This is a genomic window from Streptomyces sp. PTL18, from assembly GCF_059510295.1.
In genome coordinates this window covers 84,569-105,342 of record NZ_JCAJZO010000021.1, presented here as the reverse complement: position 1 = coordinate 105,342, position 20,774 = coordinate 84,569, and the positions used below count along the sequence as shown (strand labels likewise).

At 73.1% G+C, this 20,774-nt stretch carries 18 protein-coding genes and 2 pseudogenes; 9 read left to right on the top strand and 11 right to left on the bottom strand.

From position 1 onward, the window contains the following. Position 1 precedes the first annotated feature (1 nt). Positions 2-2,386: a xanthine dehydrogenase family protein molybdopterin-binding subunit gene (locus tag AC5WS8_RS30170; protein WP_496106668.1), complete on the top strand. Its 2,385-nt coding sequence runs from the start codon at positions 2-4 to the stop codon at positions 2,384-2,386. A 382-nt stretch (positions 2,387-2,768) separates the two neighbouring features. Beyond that, a complete protein-coding gene (locus tag AC5WS8_RS30165; protein WP_496106667.1) occupies positions 2,769-3,920 on the top strand; it encodes an XdhC family protein in 1,152 nt (383 codons plus the stop codon). Positions 3,921-3,938: 18 nt separating this feature from the next. On the opposite strand, the gene AC5WS8_RS30160 is transcribed toward AC5WS8_RS30165, so the two are convergent. The 4 genes from AC5WS8_RS30160 to AC5WS8_RS30145 all read right to left on the bottom strand — a co-directional run bounded on the left by AC5WS8_RS30160 (position 3,939) and on the right by AC5WS8_RS30145 (position 6,514). Continuing rightward, positions 3,939-4,721, bottom strand: coding sequence for a class I SAM-dependent methyltransferase (locus AC5WS8_RS30160; protein ID WP_496106666.1), 783 nt, complete (start codon positions 4,719-4,721; stop codon positions 3,939-3,941). Between the two features lie 16 nt (positions 4,722-4,737). Further along, the gene (locus tag AC5WS8_RS30155) at positions 4,738-4,962 is read right to left on the bottom strand and encodes a hypothetical protein (RefSeq protein WP_496106665.1); all 225 of its coding nucleotides are present in this window, start codon (positions 4,960-4,962) and stop codon (positions 4,738-4,740) included. Next, positions 4,959-5,426, bottom strand: a complete 468-nt coding sequence (locus AC5WS8_RS30150; RefSeq protein WP_496106664.1) for an SRPBCC family protein — start codon at positions 5,424-5,426, stop codon at positions 4,959-4,961. Before AC5WS8_RS30150 ends, AC5WS8_RS30155 begins: the two co-directional genes overlap by 4 nt. A gap of 326 nt (positions 5,427-5,752) precedes the next feature. Next, on the bottom strand, positions 5,753-6,514 hold the full coding sequence (locus tag AC5WS8_RS30145; RefSeq protein ID WP_496106690.1) for a polysaccharide deacetylase family protein: 762 nt from the start codon (positions 6,512-6,514) through the stop codon (positions 5,753-5,755). Positions 6,515-6,545: 31 nt separating this feature from the next. Between AC5WS8_RS30145 and AC5WS8_RS30140 the strand changes: the two genes are divergently transcribed. After that, the gene (locus tag AC5WS8_RS30140; RefSeq protein ID WP_496106663.1) at positions 6,546-6,839 is read left to right on the top strand and encodes a hypothetical protein; all 294 of its coding nucleotides are present in this window, start codon (positions 6,546-6,548) and stop codon (positions 6,837-6,839) included. Positions 6,840-6,861: 22 nt separating this feature from the next. On the opposite strand, the gene AC5WS8_RS30135 is transcribed toward AC5WS8_RS30140, so the two are convergent. Beyond that, a complete protein-coding gene (locus tag AC5WS8_RS30135; RefSeq protein WP_496106662.1) occupies positions 6,862-8,001 on the bottom strand; it encodes a site-2 protease family protein in 1,140 nt (379 codons plus the stop codon). Positions 8,002-8,217: 216 nt separating this feature from the next. Here AC5WS8_RS30135 and AC5WS8_RS30130 point away from each other — a divergent pair, with 216 nt between their 5' ends. Further along, on the top strand, positions 8,218-8,718 hold the full coding sequence (locus tag AC5WS8_RS30130) for an AAA family ATPase (RefSeq protein ID WP_496106661.1): 501 nt from the start codon (positions 8,218-8,220) through the stop codon (positions 8,716-8,718). A gap of 7 nt (positions 8,719-8,725) precedes the next feature. On the opposite strand, the gene AC5WS8_RS30125 is transcribed toward AC5WS8_RS30130, so the two are convergent. Then, positions 8,726-9,529, bottom strand: coding sequence for a polysaccharide deacetylase family protein (locus AC5WS8_RS30125; RefSeq protein ID WP_496106660.1), 804 nt, complete (start codon positions 9,527-9,529; stop codon positions 8,726-8,728). Positions 9,530-9,774: 245 nt separating this feature from the next. Here AC5WS8_RS30125 and AC5WS8_RS30120 point away from each other — a divergent pair, with 245 nt between their 5' ends. Together AC5WS8_RS30120 and AC5WS8_RS30115 are read left to right on the top strand one after the other, a co-directional pair. Beyond that, positions 9,775-10,326 carry a YciI family protein gene (locus AC5WS8_RS30120; RefSeq protein WP_496106659.1) on the top strand — a complete coding sequence of 184 codons (552 nt, stop codon included), beginning with the start codon at positions 9,775-9,777 and terminating at the stop codon, positions 10,324-10,326. A gap of 224 nt (positions 10,327-10,550) precedes the next feature. Then, positions 10,551-10,826 carry a hypothetical protein gene (locus AC5WS8_RS30115; protein ID WP_496106658.1) on the top strand — a complete coding sequence of 92 codons (276 nt, stop codon included), beginning with the start codon at positions 10,551-10,553 and terminating at the stop codon, positions 10,824-10,826. 167 nt (positions 10,827-10,993) lie between these two features. Here the strand turns inward: AC5WS8_RS30115 and AC5WS8_RS30110 are convergent. From AC5WS8_RS30110 to AC5WS8_RS30100, 3 genes and pseudogenes are all read right to left on the bottom strand, one after another. Next, positions 10,994-11,146: pseudogene (locus AC5WS8_RS30110) on the bottom strand (trypsin-like serine protease); the annotation flags it as partial. Between the two features lie 337 nt (positions 11,147-11,483). Then, positions 11,484-14,351, bottom strand: coding sequence for a helix-turn-helix transcriptional regulator (locus tag AC5WS8_RS30105; RefSeq protein ID WP_496106657.1), 2,868 nt, complete (start codon positions 14,349-14,351; stop codon positions 11,484-11,486). A gap of 184 nt (positions 14,352-14,535) precedes the next feature. Beyond that, positions 14,536-15,372, bottom strand: a complete 837-nt coding sequence (locus AC5WS8_RS30100; RefSeq protein ID WP_496106656.1) for a helix-turn-helix transcriptional regulator — start codon at positions 15,370-15,372, stop codon at positions 14,536-14,538. Between the two features lie 100 nt (positions 15,373-15,472). Between AC5WS8_RS30100 and AC5WS8_RS30095 the strand changes: the two genes are divergently transcribed. Continuing rightward, positions 15,473-17,152, top strand: coding sequence for an AMP-binding protein (locus tag AC5WS8_RS30095; protein ID WP_496106655.1), 1,680 nt, complete (start codon positions 15,473-15,475; stop codon positions 17,150-17,152). Continuing rightward, complete coding sequence (locus AC5WS8_RS30090; protein WP_496106654.1) at positions 17,149-18,771, top strand: AMP-binding protein; 1,623 nt, start codon at positions 17,149-17,151, stop codon at positions 18,769-18,771. Before AC5WS8_RS30095 ends, AC5WS8_RS30090 begins: the two co-directional genes overlap by 4 nt. 21 nt (positions 18,772-18,792) lie before the next feature. Here AC5WS8_RS30090 and AC5WS8_RS30085 read toward each other — a convergent pair whose 3' ends face one another. Then, a complete protein-coding gene (locus AC5WS8_RS30085; RefSeq protein ID WP_496106653.1) occupies positions 18,793-19,509 on the bottom strand; it encodes a hypothetical protein in 717 nt (238 codons plus the stop codon). Positions 19,510-19,698: 189 nt separating this feature from the next. Between AC5WS8_RS30085 and AC5WS8_RS30080 the strand changes: the two are divergent. Then, a pseudogene (locus AC5WS8_RS30080) lies at positions 19,699-20,221 on the top strand (thiamine pyrophosphate-dependent enzyme); the annotation flags it as partial. A gap of 69 nt (positions 20,222-20,290) precedes the next feature. Here the strand turns inward: AC5WS8_RS30080 and AC5WS8_RS30075 are convergent. After that, positions 20,291-20,527, bottom strand: a complete 237-nt coding sequence (locus AC5WS8_RS30075) for a hypothetical protein (protein WP_496106652.1) — start codon at positions 20,525-20,527, stop codon at positions 20,291-20,293. Between the last annotated feature and the right edge of the window lie 247 nt (positions 20,528-20,774).

Here is a 20,774-nt window from a genome sequence, read left to right as displayed (position 1 = left end):
CATGGCAGCCGACGGAATTCCCGCGAAGGTCACACAGGGGTCCGGGACCCAGGGCGGCATCGGCGAGTCCACACTCCGCCCGGACGGCACGCTCAAGGTCACCGGCGAGTTCGCGTACTCGTCCGACATGTGGCACGAGGACATGCTCTGGGGCCACATCCTGCGCTCCCCGGTCGCGCACGCCGAGATCGTGTCGATCGACACGAGCGCGGCGCTCGCGACGCCGGGCGTGTACGCGGTGATGACGTACGACGACCTGCCGACCGACGTGAGGAACTACGGCCTGGAGATCCAGGACACCCCGGTCCTCGCCCACGGCAAGGTGCGCCACCACGGAGAGCCCGTCGCGATCGTCGCCGCCGACCACCCGGAGACCGCCCGTCGCGCGGCCGCCAAGATCAAGGCGGAGTACCGCGAACTCCCCGTCATCACCGACGAGGCGTCCGCGACGGCCCCGGACGCGATCCTCGTCCACGACGACCGCACCGACCACCACGCGGCCCACGTCCCTCACCCCAACATCGTCCACCGCCAGCCGATCGTCCGCGGCGACGTGGCGAAGGCGCGGGAGCGGGCCGACGTCGTCGTGACGGGCGAGTACCACTTCGGCATGCAGGACCAGGCCTTCCTCGGCCCCGAGTCCGGTCTCGCCGTCCCCGCGGAGGACGGCGGCGTGGACCTCTACATCGCCACCCAGTGGCTGCACGCCGACCTCCGCCAGATCGCACCCGTGCTCGGCCTGCCCGAGGACAAGGTGCGGATGACGCTGGCGGGTGTGGGCGGAGCCTTCGGCGGCCGCGAGGACCTGTCCATGCAGATCCACGCCTGCCTGCTCGCCCTGCGCACCGGAAAGCCCGTCAAGATCGTCTACAACCGGTTCGAATCCTTCTTCGGCCACGTCCACCGCCACCCCGCCAAGCTCCACTACGAGCACGGCGCGACGAAGGACGGCAGGCTCACCCACGTGAAGTGCCGGATCGTCCTCGACGGCGGCGCCTACGCGTCCTCGTCCCCGGCCGTGGTGGGCAACGCCTCCTCGCTCGGCGTGGGCCCGTACGTCGTCGACGACGTCGACATCGAGGCGATCGCCCTCTACACCAACAACCCGCCCTGCGGCGCCATGCGCGGCTTCGGCGCGGTCCAGGCGTGCTTCGCCTACGAGGCGCAGATGGACAAACTCGCCACCAGGCTCGGCATGGACCCGGTGGAGTTCCGGCAGCGCAACGCGATGTCCCAGGGCGCGGTCATGCCCACCGGCCAGGTCGTCGACTCCCCGGCGCCGGTCGCCGAACTCCTGCGACGCGTCAAGGCGATGCCCCTGCCGCCGGAGCGCCAGTGGGAGAGCTCCGAGGGCGTGGACGTACGGCAGCTGCCCGGCGGCCTGTCCAACACCACGCACGGCGAAGGCGTCGTACGCGGTGTCGGCTACGCGGTCGGCATCAAGAACGTCGGCTTCTCCGAGGGCTTCGACGACTACTCCACCGCCAGAGTCCGCATGGAGGTCGTCGCGGGCGAGCCCGTCGCCACCGTGCACACGGCGATGGCGGAGGTCGGCCAGGGCGGCGTCACCGTCCACGCGCAGATCGCCCGGACCGAGCTGGGCGTCGCCCGGGTGACGATCCACCCGGCGGACACACAGGTGGGCTCGGCGGGCTCGACGTCCGCGTCCCGGCAGACGTATGTCACCGGGGGCGCCGTGAAGCACGCCTGCGAGCTGGTTCGCGAGAGGGTCCTGGAGATCGGCCGCCGCAGGTTCGGCTCCTGCCATCCCGCCTGGGCGACGGCGGAGCTGCTGCTCGAGGGCGGCAAGGTCGTCACGGACGGCGGCGAGGTCCTCGCCGACCTGGCGGACGTCCTCGGCGACGAGGTCGTGGAGATCGAGCGCGAGTGGCGGCACCGCCCGACCGAGCCCTTCGACCTGCGCACCGGCCAGGGCAACGGCCACGTCCAGTACTCCTTCGCCGCGCACCGCGCCGTGGTGGAGGTCGACACCGAGCTGGGCCTGGTCAAGGTCATCGAACTGGCCTGCGCCCAGGACGTCGGCAAGGCGCTCAACCCGCTGTCCGTGACCGGCCAGATCCAGGGCGGCACGACCCAGGGTCTCGGCATCGCGGTCATGGAGGAGATCGTCGTCGACCCGAAGACGGCGAAGGTGAGGAACCCGTCGTTCACGGACTACCTGATCCCCACGATCCTGGACACGCCGGCGATCCCGGTGGACGTCCTGGAACTGGCCGACACCCACGCCCCGTACGGCCTGCGCGGCGTGGGCGAGGCGCCCACGCTGTCGTCGACCCCGGCTGTCCTGGCGGCCGTCCGCAACGCCACGGGCCTGGAGCTGAACAGGACGCCCGTGCGACCTGAGCACCTCACGGGCACGGCATGACCCACGCCCTCCCGCCCGCGGTCGCGGGCAGCCGCCGGAGGCACCCCGGGCGGGGCAACGCTCCACCCGACGGCCACCCCGGTGCCGGTCGCACCACCGCGGTGACCCCGTTCGTCTCGGGCCGTCCCCCGGGTCGTGCATCCCGATCCCCTCTGGAACGTGGGAGACCGCACCATGACCACCGGTGTCGCCGCGGGCGTCGTCTCGTGCGTCGCCATCAAGGCCGCCCGGGGCGGGGGGTGGGGGAGCGGCGCCTCGATGCGGGGTCTGACGGCGGTGTTCCGGATCGACGTCGCCCTCCACCCGATCGGGAGCCGGTCGGGCGTGCTCCGGCCGCTGTCCCGAGGGACCCTCTTCACAACCGCCTCAAGGAGACCGACAGATGTTGGACATCGCCGAGGAGCTGACCCGGTGGGTCGAGCAGGGCCGCGACTTCGCCGTGGCCACGGTGGTGGCGGTCGGCGGCAGTGCCCCCCGGCAGCCGGGCGCGGCCCTCGCGGTGGACGCCGGCGGTACCGCGATCGGCTCTGTCTCCGGGGGCTGCGTGGAGGGCGCGGTGTACGAGCTGTGCCGGCAGGCGCTCGAGGACGGCGAAACCGTCCTGGAGCGCTTCGGATACAGCGACGACGACGCCTTCGCCGTGGGCCTGACCTGCGGCGGCGCCATCGACATCCTGATCAGCCCGGTCCGGGCGGCCGATCCCGCCCGCCCGGTGCTCGCCGCCGCGCTGGCCGCTGCGGCGCGGGGGCGGGCGGCGGCGGTGGCCCGGGTCGCGTCGGGCCCGGCGGAACTGCTCGGCAAGGCGCTGCTCGTCCGCCCCGACGGCACGTACACGGGCGGCTTCGGCGCCCACCCGGAGCTGGACCGCACGGTGGCGGCCGAGGCGGGCGCCTTCCTGGACTCCGGACGCACCGGCACGCTGGAGATCGGAGACCAGGGGTCACGGTGCGGAGCCGCGCTCACGGTCCTGGTGGAGTCGTCCGTTCCGCCACCTCGCCTGATCATTTTCGGAGCGATCGACTTCGCCTCCGCGCTGGTCCGCATCGGCAAGTTCCTCGGCTACCGGGTCACCGTGTGCGACGCCCGGCCCGTCTTCGCCACCCGCGCCCGCTTCCCGGAGGCCGACGAGGTCGCCGTCGAGTGGCCGCACCACTATCTGGAGCGCACGGAGACCGACGCCCGCACGGTCCTGTGCGTCCTGACCCACGACGCCAAGTTCGACGTACCGCTGCTGAAGCTGGCGCTGCGCCTCCCGGTCGCGTACGTCGGCGCGATGGGCTCCCGCCGCACCCATCTGGACCGCAACCGGCGTCTGCGCGCGGTCGGCGTCACCGAACTGGAGCTGGCGCGCCTGAGGTCCCCCATAGGCCTCGACCTGGGTGCTCGCACACCGGAGGAGACGGCCCTGTCGATAGCGGCGGAGATCGTCGCGGCCCGGCGGGGCGGAAGCGGTGTCCCCCTCACCGGCGCCCACACCCCGATCCACCACGACACGGCACCGGCGCCGGCCGGGCGGATCGGGTCGGTGGCCTGACCGGGCCCGCGCCCCTCGTCATCGGCCGGAGGACGCGCGCCGTGCGGTGAGAACGGGCTGGTAGTACCCACTGAGCTCCGGGGTGTGCCAGGTGATGCCGGTGAAACCGGCTTCGGTGGCGAACCTGGCCAGCTGGGCACGGGTCAGGGCCCAGTAGGTGGTCCGGCGCACCCGGACGTCCCAGGTGTTTTCCTCGGGTACCAGCTGGAAGTGCTCCAGGTCGTAGCGCTCGCCGTCCTCGTGCCAGTGCCAGAGCTGGAAGGTGATCAGCGGGCCGTCGGGCGTCCGCGTGACCCGGGGCGCTGTCGCCGTGGGTCTGTCCCTGCGGGCCTCGTCGTAGTCCCGGACCGTGATCACCAGCAGCCCGTCGTCGCGGAGCACCCGTCGCACACAGAGGAGCGCGGCCTCGACGTCCTGCGCGGTGAGCAGGTGCGGGAGCGAGTTGTCGGCGCAGACGACGACGTCGAAGACCGAGGACGTGAACGGCAGCAGCCGCATGTCCGCGGCAGCCGTCGCAAGGCGGGCCCCACGGGCGGACGCCTCGGCGGCGGCACGTGCGGCGGCGACGGGGCTCAGGTCGCTGCCGACGACCCGGTGCCCGGCCAGGGCCAGCCCGATCGCCTGGGTCCCGATCCCGCAGGAGCAGTCCAGGACCCGGTACGGTCCCGCCCCGAGACGGCGGCGGATCAGCCCGCCCAGTACCTCCGCCTGGTGGGCCATGCTCGTGTCCCAGTCCGCGAAGATCAGGTGGTAGTCCCGGGCCAGTCGGTCGTAGAAGTCCCGCACCGAGGAGTCGCGCATGCCGGCGCCCCAGCCGCTACCGTGCCCGCTTGCGGGCGAGGAGGTTCCCCTGCGGGGACTTCTCCCCGCCTTCGGCCGCGCGTACGAGCCGGCCGGCGGCCGGCACCCGCTCGGCGGCCACGCCCGGCATGGCCCGGTCGAAGGGATTGTCGTCCAGGGCGTTCCCGATCAGCCGGTCGTGGCCGGCGGCGACGATGGCGTGGGAGGCCCGGGTGATCTCCAGGTGCCTGGCATCGGTCATGACGGGTGACTGTAGACGCCGCCACCGACACCGGGGTCCGGATCCGGACCGAGCAGTGCGGCCGTCACACGCCCGAACATCCGCCGGGCCAGCCACCCGAGCGGCCGGTCGAACAGCCCGGGCAGCAGGCGCACCGCCAGTTCCTCCCGCCACACCGCGCGTGAGCCCGTGTCACCGTGGGGACGTACCTCGATCTCCGCCCAGCCGGTGACGACACCGCCCCGTTTGACCAGCCGGCACCGGGTCGGCGGCCGCCATTCGACCACTTCCATCGGGTCGTCGAAGCCCAGCGGTCCGACCCCCGAGCGGGCCACGAACACCGTGCCCACGCCCGCCGGTCCGGACGTCAGCACCGTGATGCGGGTCAGCGGCACCGCGTCGGCGTGGCGCGGCCAGTCCGTGAGCCGGAGCCAGGCCTGCTCGACCGGGAGCGGGGTGACGCGTTCGAGCCGGAAGAGGACCACCGGGGGATCGTACGCGCGCGGGTCCTCCGGCGCGCGGCGACGCGTCCGGCCCCCTACCGTCCTCGCACGCACGTACGACACCGTGAGGCGACCCCGACCCCGACCCCGACCCCGACCGGAAAGCGCCTCCCGGGCGTGAACCCATACCACCTACACCACCCGTCGCACGACGAAACGGGGTCCTTCAGGCGTCCGTCGCGGCTCCCCGCCCTCTTCGACCGCTTCCCGGAGCCGGGGCCGGACGGGGCCCGGTCGAGCGGGTGCGGTCGTTCATCGCCTACGGCTACCGGGAACTCCCGGTGCGCCTGTGCCGAGCCGGCGGCCCGTCAGGGCCGGTACACCTCGCCCGGCTCCGCCTTCCCCGGCGCCAGCAGCTGCGGCACGGTCACGAACACGTATCCCCGCTCCTTCAGCGCGTCGATGATCCCGGGCACCGCGGGGACGGTACCCGGGTACAGGTCGTGCAGCAGGATGATCCCGTCCCGGGACGCCTGGTCCAGGACGCGCTTCTTGATCACGGTCGGGTCGTAGGTCATGTAGTCCTTGGCCGTCACGCTCCACAGCACCTCGGCGAGGCCCAGCTCGCGGCAGATGCCGTGCACGGTGTCGTTCGTACGGCCCTGCGGCGGGCGCATCAGCGTGGGCCGGTGCCCGGTGAGCCTCTCTATCGCCTCGTCCGGCCTCCGGAGCTCCTCACGTATCTGCTGCGGCGAGATCCGGGTGAGGATCTTGTGGTCCCAGGTGTGGCTCGCCACCTCGTGCCCCTCGGCGGCCATCCGCTTGACGAGCTCCGGGTACTTCTCGATGTGCCGCTTGCCGAGCAGGAAGAAGGTCGCCGGGACCTTCTTCTCCTTCAGGATGTCGAGCAGTTTCGCCGAGTTCTCGCTCGGCCCGGCGTCGAAGGTCAGCGCGATGCACTTGGCCTCGCGGCAGTCCACGGTCCCGAACCGGGCCGGTGCGCCTTCGGCGGCGCGTGCCCGGACGGCGCTGGGCTCGGTGGTGTGCAGTGTGGTGCAACCCGAGAGCGCGAAGGTCGTGGTGGCGAGCAAAACCGCCGTCGCGCGCAACCCGGCCGCACGTTTGTTCATCTTCCCCGTCGAAGGCATGGAGCGACTATACATGCAGTGTATACACTGCATGTATAGTCCGGTGGGGTCGTCCGGCCCGAAGTCCGGTCCGGGCCTTGCGGGCCTGCGCCCGCCCCGAGTCGCCGACCCACTGGCCGACGGCGGCGGGCGCGGCGGCGGCCGTCCGGGACGCGGGCGGAGCGCCCTCGTCCTGCTCGCCCTGGTGACGGTGGGCCTCTGCGCCTGGATGCCGGTGCCCCTGGCGTTCCTGGCGCCGGGCCCGACGGCGATGGCCGTGACGGCGGTGGAGGGGCGGGGCCGGAAGCAAGGAGTCGCGGCCGGCTGACCTGTGATCCGCGCGAGAGACCCTAGCCGTCCGGGCGTGGTGCGCCGGTCAGCCAGGTCACGACACGGCTGATGTCGGCGAGTGTGACGATGCCGACCAGGCGTCCGTCGTCCAGCACGAGGGCCCTGCGTTCCCTGCTCTCCTGGAGGCGGGGGAGCAGGTCCACGACCATGTCGCCGGGTGCCGTCGTCTCGATGTCCGCCAGCGGCCGCATCACCTCCCCGACCGTGGTGGTCGGCCGGGCGTGCGGCGGAACGTCACGGACACTGCCGACGGTGACCAGCCCGGCCACCCCGCCGTCGGGCGCCACAACCGGGAAGGCGGAGTGGCGGAACCGGTCGAAGGGCGTTCCCGCGAGGAACTGGCCGATGGTCATCGCGGTGGGGACGGTGACCGGGTCCCGGGTCATCACCCGGCTCACCGGGACACCCTGCAGGGCGCTGCGCACCTCCGCCTGGCGGGCCTCCGCGGTCGCGGTGGCGACCAGGAACCAGCCGATCAGCGCCGACCACAGCCCCGACAGGTTGCCCGCGAAGAGCACCGCCGCGAACCCGCCGGCCACCAGGAGCCAGCCCAGAACCCGGCCCGCGGCCGAGGCGTCCCGCGTCGCCCGCACCCGGTCACCGGTGCGGTGCCACAGGAACGACCGCAGCAGCCGTCCGCCGTCCAGCGGGGCCGCCGGCAGGGCGTTGAACACGGCCAGCACGATGTTGATGGCGGCGAGCCAGGCGACGGCCTCCACCACGAGACCCGAGACGTGCAGGGCGTCGAGCCCCACAGCCAGGCCGGCACACACCCCGCCCGCGACCAGGCTGGTCAGCGGCCCCACCCCGGCGATGCGCAGCTCGGCACCCGGCGTCGGCGCCTCGGTGCGCAGCCGGGCGGCACCGCCCAGCATCCACAGCGTGATGCCGTCGACCTGGACGCCGTTGCGGCGTGCGACGACCGCGTGGGCGAGTTCGTGTGCGAGCAGCGACGCCAGGAACACCAGCGAGGTCAGCAGCGCCGCCACCCAGTAGGCCCAGCCCGGCCGGCCCGGGTGTGCCGCGGGAAGCCGACCGCGGGCCAGGGCCACGGCGACCAGCACGATGATGACCAGCACACTCCAGTGCAGGCCGACGCGCACGCCGGCGATGCGCCCGAGAGACAGCGTCTCCTTCATGAACGCCCCGCCTTCCCGGCACACGGCCCGTCGGCCGCGGTCCGGTCCGGGCGGCCGCCGGGTGCGCGCCGCCCTCGTCACGACGCTCTCCAGCGGAGATGGCTCCTGCGTACTCTCATCCCCGCACTCTCATCGTCCGCCCGGCACGCAAGAAGGCCGAACCGAGTCCCACGCGGCGTTGGCCCCTTCCGCCGGTCCCGTGCCATCGTGGCCCGTATGGGGACAGGACTGGACGTGGCCGTGCTCGTCGGGCTGCAGGCGTCCGGGAAGTCGACCTTCTACGCGCAGCGCCTGTCCGGCCGCTACGAGCTGGTCAGCAAGGACCTCTTCCCCCGGCGCGCCCGCAACAAGCAGCAGCGGCAGATGCGGCTGGTCCAGGAGGCGCTCGCGGCGGGGCGGCCGGTGGCGGTGGACAACACCAACCCGTCGCCGCTGGAGTGGGTCCCGCTGGTGGAGGCGGGCCATGCCCACGGCGCGACGGTCACGGCGTACTGGTTCCCCCCGGACGTCACGGGCTCCCTCCGCCGCAACGCCGCCCGCGAGGGCCGCGAGCGCGTCCCCGAGGTCGGCCTGTTCGCGACCCTCAAGCGGTTGCACAGGCCGTCCCCGGCGGACGGGTTCGACGCGGTCCGGGAGGTGCGGTTCGACGGGTGCGGCGGCTTCGAGGTCCAGCCCTGCCGGGCCCTTCCGGCTGTCAGTTCGGTGCGGCCGGCGTAACTCCGGGTCACTCGTACACCTGACCCGGCAGGGGCCTGGCCGGGGCGAGGAGCTGGGTGACGGTGACGAAGGTGTAGCCGCGGGCCTGGAGGGCGGAGATGATGCCGGGAATCGCCGCGACCGTACCGTTGTAGCCACGGTCGGTGGGGTCCACCAGGTCGTGCAGCAGGATGATCCCCCCGGGACCCGTCCGGGCCAGGATCCGTCTGGTGATCAGCGCCGAGTCGGTGGTCTCGTAGTCGGACGCGCTGGCGCTCCACAGGACCTGCGCCATGCCGAGCCGCCTGCAGATCGCCGTGACGGTCGCGTTCGTCCGGCCCTGCGGCGGACGCAGCAGGACCGGCCTGTGGCCGATGGCCTTCGCCACCGCATCGCGGCCCCGGGTGATCTCCTCGCGCGCGTCGGCCGGGCTGATCCGGGTCAGGATGCGATGGGACCAGGTGAGGGTCTCCACCTCGTGGCCTTCCGCGGCCATCCGCCTGACGGTGCCCGGGAACTTCCGAACGTGGTGCTCGCCCAGCGTGAAGAACGTGGCGTGCACGCGGTACCGGCGCAGGACGTCCAGGATCCGCGGGGTGCGCACGCTCGGTGAGTCGTCGAAGGTGAGCGCCACGCACTTCGCCCTCCGGCAGTCGACGGACCGCTGCGGGGTGCGGGCGGACCCGGTCGTCCTACCGCTCGTCGACGGTGCCTGCCTGGTGGTCCCGGCCCGTGGAGGGATGCCGCTGCCACCGCAGCCGGACGGGCCGAAGACCAACGCTGCCGTCACCAGGGTGGTGACGCAAAGGCCCCGGTGAGGGATACGAGGCATATGGGCAATTCTAGTGCCGCAACAGGCGACGTTCGCCCGTCAAGGAGCGGCGTCCGGTGCGTGCTCCGGGGGCACCCCCTGCTCGAAGAGTTTGGGGGAGCGTGCCGGGCGTCGCGACGGGGTGAACGTCGCCTGTTGCGGCACCGGCGAGGCCGCGCACCGCGGTCGCCCGGAGGGACCGCGGGGTACGACGTCGCCGAAAGCCGGTTGAGACGCTGCCCCGCGGTGCGGAACAGTCTGCGGTCATGGAGTTCTTCTGCTATCACCGCGACCGGCCCGGCTCCGTGGCGTTGCGCGACGCACTGCTGGAGGAGCACTGGTCGTACATGGACCGGTACGCGAAGGAGATGATCGCTCGCGGCCCGACCTTCACCCGCGACGGCGACATGCCCACCGGCAGCGTGCACATCGTCGACCTGCCCGATCCGGCCGCCGCCCGCGCGTTCGCCTTCGATGAGCCCAACTACCAGGCCGGCGTGTACCGGGACGTGCTGCTGCATCGGTGGCGCGACATGCTGGGCCGCGGCATGTGGGACTTTCCCGGCGGCCGGACCGGCGGCAACCGGTACCTGGTGCTCGGCCTCGGCCCGGAGCAGGGCGCCGACCTCTGCGTGCCGCCCGACCGGGACGAGCTCATCGCGTTCGGGCCGCTGCTGTCCGACGACGCCACCACCTGGCTGGGTACGGCGGCGCTGCTCCGGGCCCCGGACCCGGACCAGGCGCGTGCCGTCCTGGAACCGGGCCGGTACGCGGACATGGAGATCCACGACTGGGAGTTCGGCGGACGGCGGTCCTGATCCCGCGGCTGTCGCGAATCCAACGGCCGTCAGGCTGTCTCAGAAGCTGAGACAGCAGCTTCTCGGAACGCGGGGAACGCGTGGGAACTCCTCGAAAGGCGGCTCGAAGGCCCCTCTCCACCGTGGCGGCCGCAGATCACAACCTGGACACACCGTCACACGGGGATCACTCAAAGTGCGTGTTCGGGTGCATGATTCGGCCACCCCGGCTTCCAAGGAGACCCATGCGCCGCAACACCATCTCCCTGCTCGCCGCAGCCGTGCTCATGCTGACCGGATGCTCCGCCTTCGGCTCGGGCGGCGGCACGACCTCGACCCCGAGCCCTTCCGCCTCGGCCGGAGCGGCCGCCGGCGCGGAGGAGATCGCCGCGTGCACCAAGGCGATCGTCGCCGCGAAGAACGACACCGCGGACAACGGCCTGCCCGAGTGCGCGAAACTGTCGCCGGACGACTACCTCAAGGCGATCGAGGACGCGAAGAAGCAGGGAGGCGATCGGTGACGCCCCGGCGTCCTCCGCCGCCCGCCAGGGGAGGGCAGGGAGCCGTCCCGCCGGAGTTCCGGCGGGGGCGCCGGCTCGATCCGTCCCGGCTCCCCGCGGACCGGGGGTGCGGTCAGACATGGAAAGGGGGCGTTGCGGGCCGCTCGTGGAGGCCCGCAGCGCCCCCTGGTATCTACCCGGGGTGTTACCCCAGGAGCCTTCTGGGGCGTGCGAGCGCAGTCGTCGCCCCAGGAAGTGATCCCTGCCAGGACGCCCCCGGTGAGCGGGGGACCGCCGCTGTCGCCCTGGCAGGAGTCCACACCGCCGGAGAGGTGTCCGGCGTCACGGAGCCCCCGTCGGTGGCGTCCGTGCGGTTCAGGTCGGTCCGGATGGCCCCGGCTCCCCCGGCCGTGCCCGTGGCGGCGGCAGTGGTCGCCATCGCGGCAGCGGCGGCCTCTCTGTCGCGTCGCGGCCCGGACATGGGTCTCCTCGTGGGGTTGCCGGTGAGGGGCTCGCGCGGTGGGGACGGACCCCGGTCGTGCCCGGCGAGCGGCATGCCTCCACGCTAGAAGCCGCAGTGGTCTCCTCCCAATGAGGGAACCCCCTAGGCCGGTTGGGCAGGGAAAACCCTCGGTCCGCGCGTGTGGACGGGGGCAACGGCGTGCGGTGCGCGCTCGTTCAGCCCGCGCGGTGCCCGGCCGCCAGCCGCACGATGTCCACCCGTGACCGGATGCCCAGCTTGCGGTAGACCCGGGTCAGCGTGGCCTCCACGGTCTTGACGCTGATGAACAGCCGGGCCGCGATCTCCCGGTTCGTCGCACCCTCCATGACCAGCGCGGCGACCTGCCGTTCCGTAGCGGCCAGGTTGTCCAGAGCGGCCGCCGCGGCCGCCGCGGCCGGCGCCGGTGCCGCCGGTCCCGTGACCGCGGCCGTCTCCACCTGACGCAGCCACGGCATCGCCCGGCAGCGGCGGAAGAGGCGGGCCGCCTCGTCGTACGACACCGGTCCGGGCCGCCCGGCGCGCACCCCCGCCAGCGCGTAGGCCGCCCGGGCCTCCTCCAGGCCGTAGCCGAGCCCGGCGAGCCGGTCCCGGGCCGCCGTCAACTGACGTTCGGCCGTGTCCACTTCGCCGCGTGCGGCTCGGACCAGGGCCTCCGCCCGGTCCAGCACCGCGAGCACACTCTCCCGCCGGAGCCTGAGCGCGTGGGCGCGGGCGGTGTCGATGACGTCCTGCGCCTCGGCCGGCTCCCCGACGCGAACCAGCGCCTCCGCGAGGTCGCCGTGCCAGCGGCCCCGGGCCGGATCGGTGACCCCGAGCCCCTCCTCCAGCTCCCTGACCCGGCGCAGGGACCGGACGCTCCCCGCCGCGTCCCCCGCCACCAGCTGGGCGTGCCCCAGCGCGGCCAGCGCCCGCGACAGGTAGATCACGTCGCCGTCCTCCTCGGCCCGGGACACGGCCTCCTGGGCCAGCGTCAGCGCCCGCTCCGCCTCGCCCCCCGCGGCCTCCGCGAGAGAGGTGAGCATGGCGCTCGCGGCCTCCCCGATCCCGGTGTCCCGCGCCAGCCGGAGGCTCTCCCGCGCAAGGTCGAGGGCGCGCCCGCAGTGTCCGGCCCGCAGTTCGGTCTCGGCGAGCCCGCGCAGGAAGTGCACCTCGGCCTCGACCATGCCGCGCTGCCGCACCTCGCGCAGCAGCGCGCTGACCGTCTTGCGCGCCTCGGAGAGCTGGTCGCTCATGACCAGCCAGCGGAACCGCACGGCCCCGACGCCGTTGTGGTCGCACGCCACCCGCGCGTCCTGCGGTTCCCTCATCGCCCGCTTGATGGTGTGCGGCGCGTCCGGATGCCCCATCAGGGTTTCCGCCTGGGCCTGGAAGGCCAGGGCCAGCAACTCGTTGCGGCGGTCACCGGCCCGCGCCGCCAGCTCCGCGGCGAGCGCGCCCTCCTGCCGGGCCCGGTCGAAATCGCCCTCCACCAGCAGGGCCCGCCAGGCGAGCTGGTAGTGCACCAGGGTGAGCAGGCGGGGGTCGTCGCCCGCGTCCGAGAGCGCCTGCGGGAAGACCGCGTCGACCTCGGCCATCGCGTGCCCGGCGGCGTCGATCACCACCATCCACGCGCGTACCCGGTCCGCGGGCTGCGTCGCGTGGGCCAGCACCTCGCGGGCGATGTCGCGGGCGAGATCGGTCTCCCCGGCGGTCAGCGCGTCCTCGGCCGCCTGCAGCCGCCGCTCGTCGGGGCCCGGTACCGCGTCCGGAGGGGTGTGCCGGGCGGCGAGCAGCCCGAGCCCCGCCGCCACCGAGGGCGCACCCCGGTCCCGGGCGGCGGACGCGGCCTCGCCGAGGCGGGCGGCCACCCGCGGATCGGTGCCGACGGTCGCCAGCGCCAGGTGCCGGGCCCGCTCGATCGGGTCGGAGGCCGCGGTGGACAGGGCGGCGTGCACGTCGCGCCGCTCCTGTGGGCTCGCCTGCGCGTACAGTGCGGCCGATATCAGCGGATGTGCGAACCGTACGCCCGGTGCGTCCCGCTCCGTCACCAGCAGCCCCAGCGCCGCGGCCTGCGCGGTCTCCGCCTCCGCGTTCTCCCGGCCGGCCGCGCGCAGCAGGGCCAGGGTGGGCCGGGCGCCCGCGCTCGCCACGAGCAGGGTGCGGCGGGCCTGGTCGGACAGCGCCTCCAGCCGGTTGAGCACCAGCGTCCTGAGCGAGGTCGGCACCGGCAGCGGCTCACCGGGCCTCGGCGGTGTCGGGCTCTCGGCGAGGGCGCGGCCGAGCTCCAGAGCGAACAGCGGGTTGCCGCCGCTGGTGCGGTGGATGTCCCGCACGGTGGAGCGGGGCAGTCCCGTGTAGCCGCGGTGGTCGAGGAGCGCGGCGGTCTGAGTGCGGGAGAGCGGGCCCACCCGGAGGGCGAGGGTGTCCGGCGGGGAGGCGCCGAGATGGCGGTCGTACTCCTGGCCCTGCTCGGCCCGGGTGCGCACCGCGCACAGCATCTGCACCGGTGTGCCGCCCAGGCGCCGGGCGGCGAAGCCGAGGAGTTCGGTGCTCGCCGGGTCCAGCCACTGCAGGTCGTCGGCGACGATCAGCACGGGACCGCGGGCGGCGAGCACGCGGAGCGTGGAGAGCACGGCGAGCCGCAGTGCGAGTCCGTCCCGTTGCAGCGTGGACTCGCCGCGGCCGGTGAGCGCGGACTCCAGGGCGGTGCGCTGGGGGGCGGGGAGCCGGTCGGCGACCTCGTCCATGACGAGCCCGAGCAGGTCGGCGAGGGCCAGGAAGGGAAGGTGGGATTCGGACTCGGTCGCCGAGCAGCGCAACACGGTGCGCGCCGCTTCGCCGTATTCCGCGGCCAGCGTGCGCAGGACGGTCGACTTTCCTATTCCGGCGGGGCCGTGCAGCAGCACACTTCCCCCGTCGGCGAGCTGCCGGCGCGCCGCCGAGCACAGCTCCTCCCGGCCGATGACCAGGTCATGGTGGGGTCGCTCAGGCTCCTTGAAGTCCCGTCGCACGGTGCCGCTCCCCTCCGGTCGTCGTGTCCTGGCCAATATTAGGCGTCCCGTCATTGAAAATTCGGACGGCGCTGCGGTGCGGGAAACAGCAACGCGTGACACCGGGGAATTCATCGGAGTGCCGAATGAATGGACAACCGACAATCCCGGGGTGCAAAAAGTCCGGTGCAGTGCAAAAGGGGCGGGGGCGGTGACCGCAGGAAAGGCTGCCCGCCGCGCCGCAGGGCTCCGACAAGCCCTAAGGCAGCACCCCCGCCCGCCGCGCCGCCACCACCGCCTCCCATCTGCCGTGCGCGCCCAGCTTCCGCATCGCCGAGCGCAGATACCCCTTCACGGTCTCCGGACGCAGCCCGAGCCGCTCGGCGGCCGCCGCGTTGGTCGACCCGGCCGCAACGCACGCCAGGACGTCCACCTCCCGCGGGGACAGCCCCACGTCCCCCGCCACGGGCCCCGGCAGCGCCGCCCCGGCCAGCCGCCCGCACACAGCGAGCAGCTCGGCGCGCAGCGCCGGGTCCTCCACCCGCTGGACGAGCGCCCGTAGCGAGCCGTGCGCCTCGCGCACCTGCTCCCAGGCCGCCCCGGCCGGGGCGGAGGGCTCCCGCACCGCCGTCAGCAGATTGCGCGCCTCGTCCCGGGCGACCAGCGCCTGCTCCACGTCCCGTGCCGCCGCCACCGCCGCGCTCAGCGTGCGGTCGCCCAGCGGCTGCGCCGTCCGCAGCGCGCCGTAGAGCACCCCGCGCACCCGGCGCCGTACGACGACCGGCACCGCGAGGACCGACCTCAGCCCCTCCGTCGCCACCGCCGCGTCGTACTCGTGGCTGATCTGCCGGGACGCCGAGTAGTCCGTCACCGCGCAGGGCCTGGCCAGCGCGGCCACCTTGCCGCCGAGGCCGCTGCCGGAGACGACGGCGAGCGAGCTGAGCGCCGTCGTCGCGGTGCCGCTCAGTTCGCTGATGCGGATCTGCGGCCGCCCGTGCTCCACCAGGCCGCCGAAGGCGACCGGCAGCCCCGTGGCGCGCCGCAGCCGCACCAGCGCGCTCCGCACCTGAACCGTCTCGGCTGCGTCAGCTGCCACGTACCCGCCCTCCGTCGCGGCGCCCCCCCGTTCGGGGGTGGTGAGACCTGCGTCACCGATTACACGATGTGAGACGGCTGTCCGGCAATGAGGAGGACACATGACGGCGAACACCGACGCGACGGACGCGTTCCGGACCGCGCGGGATTTCCTGCTGGCGCACCGGGAGGACTACGCGACGGCGTACGAGGGCTTCCGCTGGCCGCGTCCGGCGCACTTCAACTGGGCGCTCGACTGGTTCGACGTCATCGCGGACGGCAACGACCGCACCGCGCTGCACATCGTGGAGGAGGACGGCTCCGAGGAACGCCGCACCTTCGCCGAGATGTCCGAGAGCTCGAACCGGGTCGCCTGCTGGCTCCGGGAGCGGGGCGTGCGCGCCGAGGACCGCGTCCTGGTCATGCTCGGCAACCAGACCGAGCTGTGGGAGACCGCGCTGGCCGCGATGAAGCTGCGTGCGGTGGTCATCCCGGCCACCCCGCTGCTGGGCCCCGCGGACCTGCGCGACCGGGTCGACCGGGGACGGGTCCGGCATGTGATCGTGCGCGCGCAGGACACGGGCAAGTTCGCCGAGGTGTCCGGCGACTACACCCGGATCGCGGTCGGCGGCGCGCCGGAGGGCTGGCGGGCGTACGAGGACGCGTACGCGGCCGACGCGGGCTTCGAGCCGGCCGGGCCCACCCACGCCGACGACCCGCTGATGCTGTACTTCACCTCGGGCACCACCGCCCGGCCCAAGCTGGTCGAGCACACCCACGTCTCCTACCCGATCGGCCATCTGGCGACGATGTACTGGATCGGCCTCGAACCCGGGGACGTGCACCTGAACATCTCCTCGCCCGGCTGGGCCAAGCACGCCTGGTCGAACCTGTTCGCCCCGTGGAACGCGGAGGCGACGGTCTTCATCCACAACTACACCCGCTTCGACGCGGCCCGGCTGATGTCCGAGATGGACCGCGCGGGCGTGACGACGTTCTGCGCGCCACCGACCGTGTGGCGCATGCTGATCCAGGCGGACCTGACCCAGCTGCGCACCCCGCCGCGCGAGGCGGTCGCCGCCGGTGAGCCGCTGAACCCCGAGGTGATCGAGCAGGTGCGCCGGGCCTGGGGGGTGACCGTCCGCGACGGCTTCGGGCAGACCGAGACGGCCGTGCAGGTCTCCAACAGTCCCGGCCAGCCGCTGAAGACGGGCTCCATGGGGCGGCCGAGCCCCGGCTTCCGCGTGGAGCTGCTGGATCCGGTGACCGGCGCACCCGGCGCGGACGAGGGCGAGATCGCGCTCGACCTGTCCGTGCGGCCGGTCGGCCTGATGACGGGCTACCACGGCGACCCGGACCGTACCGCAGAGGTCATGGCGGGCGGCTACTACCGCACCGGCGACATCGGCTCGCGGGACGCGGACGGCTACCTCACCTACGTCGGGCGGGCCGACGACGTCTTCAAGGCCTCCGACTACAAGATCTCCCCCTTCGAGCTGGAGAGCGCGCTGCTGGAGCACGAGGCGGTGGCCGAGGCTGCCGTCGTACCGGCGCCGGACGAACTGCGCCTCGCCGTGCCGAAGGCGTACGTCGTTCTCGCCGCCGGCTGGGAGCCCTGCCCCGACACCGCCAAGGTCGTCTTCGAGCACTCCCGTGAGGTGCTCGCCCCCTACAAGCGCATCCGCCGTCTGGAGTTCGGTGACCTGCCCAAGACCGTCTCCGGCAAGATCCGCCGGATCGAGCTGCGCGAGGCGACCGCCGCGGGTTCGCACAACGAGTACCGCGAGGAGGACTTCCGGTGACGGCACCGACGGAGCTGTCGTACACGCACGGGACGAGCACCACGCCGCTGCTCGGCGACACCGTCGGCGCCAACCTCGACCGCGCGATCGCCGCGTACCCCGACCGCGAGGCGCTGGTCGACGTGCCGTCCGGACGGCGCTGGACCTACGCCGAGTTCGGCGCCGCGGTCGACGAGGTGGCGCTCGGGCTGCTCGCCAAGGGTGTGCACAAGGGCGACCGGGTCGGCATCTGGGCGGTCAACTGCCCCGAGTGGGTGCTGGTGCAGTACGCCACCGCCCGCATCGGCGCCATCATGGTGAACATCAATCCCGCCTACCGTGCCCACGAGCTCCAGTACGTGCTGAAGCAGGCCGGGATCTCGCTCCTGATCGCCTCCCTCGCCCACAGGACGAGCGACTACCGCGCCCTGGTCGGCCAGGTGCGGGGAAACTGCCCGGAGCTGCGCGAGACCGTCTACATCGGCGACCCCACCTGGGACGCGCTCACGGCCGGCGCGGCATCGGTCCCGCGCGAGCGACTGGCCTCCGTGGCGGCCGAGTCGGGCTGCGACGACCCGGTCAACATCCAGTACACCTCGGGCACCACGGGCTTCCCGAAGGGGGCCACCCTCTCCCACCACAACATCCTCAACAACGGCTACTGGGTGGGCCGTACGATCGGCTACACGGAGCAGGACCGGGTGTGTCTGCCGGTGCCGTTCTACCACTGCTTCGGCATGGTCATGGGCAACCTGGGCGCCACCTCCCACGGCGCCTGCATCGTCATCCCGGCACCGTCCTTCGACCCGAGGGCCACCCTGGAGGCCGTCCAGCGGGAGCGCTGCACCTCCCTGTACGGCGTACCGACGATGTTCATCGCGGAGCTGAACCTCCCGGACTTCGCGGAGTACGACCTGTCGTCCCTGCGCACCGGCATCATGGCGGGCTCGCCGTGCCCGGTCGAGGTGATGAAGCGGGTGGTCGGCGAGATGCACATGGAGCAGGTGTCCATCTGCTACGGCATGACGGAGACCTCCCCGGTCTCGCTGCAGACCCGAATGGACGACGACCTGGAGCACCGCACGGGCACGGTGGGCCGGGTCCTGCCGCACATCGAGGTCAAGATCGTCGACCCGGCGACCGGGGCGACCGTGCCGCGCGGCGCGGCGGGCGAGCTGTGCACCCGTGGCTACAGCGTGATGCTCGGCTACTGGAACGAGCCGGAGAAGACCGCGGAGGCCGTCGACCCCGGCCGCTGGATGCACACCGGTGACCTCGCGATGATGCGCGAGGACGGGTACGTGGAGATCGTCGGCCGCATCAAGGACATGATCATCCGCGGGGGCGAGAACATCTACCCGCGCGAGATCGAGGAGTTCCTGTACGCGCATCCGAAGATCGCCGACGTGCAGGTCGTCGGGGTCCCGCACGAGCGGTACGGCGAGGAGGTCCTGGCCTGCGTGATCCCGCGCGACCCGGCCGACCCGCCGGCCCTCGAGGAACTGCGGGCCTTCTGCGAGGGGCGGCTCGCCCACTTCAAGATCCCGAGCCGGCTGCAGATCCTGGACGCCTTCCCGATGACGGTCTCGGGGAAGGTGCGCAAGATCGAACTGCGGCAGAGGTACGCGGAACCGGCGTAGAGCCCCGGGGCGGGAGTCGGTTCAGGCCAGGCCGGCGGCCAGTTCGTCGGCCTGGCTGTTCACCGGCTGGGGTGCGCCGGTGAGATCGAGGACGAAGAGCGGGACGCCGAGGCGGTCTGCGGCGGCACGGGCGTCGTCGGTGTATCCCGCCAGTGAGAAGCAGACGCAGTGGACGGACTCCGCGAGGGCGGTGAGCCACAGGCACTCCACGTCCCGCAGCGACGCCGGGTGCACGGTCGGCTCCACCAGTGCCCGCATCCCCTCCGCCGTGAGGAGCACCCCGCCGCGCGGACGCCCCTCGGCGCTGCGGACGTCATGATGACCCAGCCGGCGCAGGCAGAGCGCGGCTGCGGCGACGGCGTCGGCGGCCGTGCGGATGGTGACGGGCCGCAAGACTGGCTCCTGCGCACGCGATCCGCCCGTTGCGTTCGTGCCGGCCGCGTCGTCCCCGGCGGAGCCCCGGCGCGGCGCCCCGCTCACCGGGACACGGAGGGTCGTTCCGCACGAGCAGTCCAGTTCGGGGCAGGGCCACTGCCCTTCACGGCCGCAACTCCCGCAGCGGGCCGCGACCCAGCCGTCGTCCCAGGTGCGGTGGGTGACCACGGAGGGCGCGGAGAGGCGGTTCAGCGGCGGTGCGACGGGTGCGCCGCACACACAGGGATACGACGGCGCGGTGTAGACGTGCTCGCGCCCGCAGACGGGACAGGACACGGGCACGCTCTCGGACATGGCTCCCATGGTGCTCGTGTGGGTGCCCGCCTGTCCTCGACTTCCGCGATCGCGCACGCCTGAAGGGCCGTCTCTTGACGGCTCTCCTCGCCATTCCTCCCTACCTTCCAGGTGGCAGAGAGCGCATTTCGTATTCCGGAAGTTCGGGTTCGGGAGATCCGCCAGGTGTACCGGTAAGGCGCAGTGCTGCGGCCGGGCGGGCCCCTGGGCCGGACGATCCCGGCCGCGCCGGCGTGGCGAAAGGACGACCCGGAGGCGCTGGTGGTCGCGCTCCGCGGCGACCACGACTTCCCGTTCATGATCGAGGAGTTGGCGCTCGGTGCCCGGTGCGGGGTCCCGTGGAACCGAGCCGGGCGTCCACGGCGGCGACCGCGTCAAGGTCGCCGAGGGCCTCGGCTGCAAGGCGATCCGGGTGACGGACCCGCACGGCCTGGCCCCGGCCTTGGAACAGGCCGGGAAGCTCGCCGCGGAGTACCGGGTGCCCGTGGTCGTCGAGGCGATCCCGGAGCGCGTCACCGACACATCCCCAGGTCGACGGCCAACGACATCGGCGATGTCGCCGAGTGCGAGGAGACCGTTCGGTGAGGAGCACACCACCGTGGCCCGCCCCCACGGGCCGCGGTGGTCGGATCGCCCCCCGGCGGGGCCCGCCGCCCCCGTGCCGGCGGGCCCCACGTGTTCGAGAATGTGCCCAGGGCCAGGCCTGGTTGAAGCCCCCTGACCGATGTTCAGAGGTTCATCTGAGGGTTGCGTAGACGGGCTACGCCCGCGCGCGTAGACGACGCCGTCCTCACTCGATCTCGTGCTCCGACAGCCCCGGCCAGTCCTCGGGTCCGCCGCCCTGCCACTCGACGATGTCGCTCTCCTCGACCTCGATCCGGTCCAGATCGGCCAGGCGCAGGATCTCGATGACGTCGTCCAGGTGGGAGGCGATCCCCAGGATCACATCGCCCTCGGTGACCCTCCGGGATCCGTCCAGGGCCGGGGCGTGCACCACGATGTGCGGATGCCGCGCTGACTGTTCCATGGGTTCAGAGTCCTGCGGCCGCTCCGGATCCGCACCCCGGGACGGGTTCCGGGCCGCGGCGGCGCCCGGCGCGACAGGGCAGGAGTCGGCGCCGGCGCGTCCCGGAGTCCGGGGGGGCAGACCTGGGCGCCGGACAGGCGCTGCACCCCTCGCCGCCCCCGCGTCACCCCCGATCCATCCGCATCGTGGAACATCCGTTCTGTTCAGTGCCCCCGGGCGGAGCGCACGGAGGCACGGGGGACGGGCG

Bases quoted from the DNA above. Each gene is read 5' to 3' on its own strand.
- AC5WS8_RS30170 (WP_496106668.1), top strand. From the start codon at position 2: ATGGCAGCCGACGGAATTCCCGCGAAGGTCACACAGGGGTCCGGGACC.
- AC5WS8_RS30165 (WP_496106667.1), top strand. From the start codon at position 2,769: ATGTTGGACATCGCCGAGGAGCTGACCCGGTGGGTCGAGCAGGGCCGC.
- AC5WS8_RS30160 (WP_496106666.1), bottom strand. From the start codon at position 4,721: ATGCGCGACTCCTCGGTGCGGGACTTCTACGACCGACTGGCCCGGGAC.
- AC5WS8_RS30155 (WP_496106665.1), bottom strand. From the start codon at position 4,962: ATGACCGATGCCAGGCACCTGGAGATCACCCGGGCCTCCCACGCCATC.
- AC5WS8_RS30145 (WP_496106690.1), bottom strand. From the start codon at position 6,514: ATGAACAAACGTGCGGCCGGGTTGCGCGCGACGGCGGTTTTGCTCGCC.
- AC5WS8_RS30140 (WP_496106663.1), top strand. From the start codon at position 6,546: ATGCAGTGTATACACTGCATGTATAGTCCGGTGGGGTCGTCCGGCCCG.
- AC5WS8_RS30135 (WP_496106662.1), bottom strand. From the start codon at position 8,001: ATGAAGGAGACGCTGTCTCTCGGGCGCATCGCCGGCGTGCGCGTCGGC.
- AC5WS8_RS30130 (WP_496106661.1), top strand. From the start codon at position 8,218: ATGGGGACAGGACTGGACGTGGCCGTGCTCGTCGGGCTGCAGGCGTCC.
- AC5WS8_RS30125 (WP_496106660.1), bottom strand. From the start codon at position 9,529: ATGCCTCGTATCCCTCACCGGGGCCTTTGCGTCACCACCCTGGTGACG.
- AC5WS8_RS30120 (WP_496106659.1), top strand. From the start codon at position 9,775: ATGGAGTTCTTCTGCTATCACCGCGACCGGCCCGGCTCCGTGGCGTTG.
- AC5WS8_RS30115 (WP_496106658.1), top strand. From the start codon at position 10,551: ATGCGCCGCAACACCATCTCCCTGCTCGCCGCAGCCGTGCTCATGCTG.
- AC5WS8_RS30105 (WP_496106657.1), bottom strand. From the start codon at position 14,351: ATGACGGGACGCCTAATATTGGCCAGGACACGACGACCGGAGGGGAGC.
- AC5WS8_RS30095 (WP_496106655.1), top strand. From the start codon at position 15,473: ATGACGGCGAACACCGACGCGACGGACGCGTTCCGGACCGCGCGGGAT.
- AC5WS8_RS30085 (WP_496106653.1), bottom strand. From the start codon at position 19,509: ATGGGAGCCATGTCCGAGAGCGTGCCCGTGTCCTGTCCCGTCTGCGGG.
- AC5WS8_RS30075 (WP_496106652.1), bottom strand. From the start codon at position 20,527: ATGGAACAGTCAGCGCGGCATCCGCACATCGTGGTGCACGCCCCGGCC.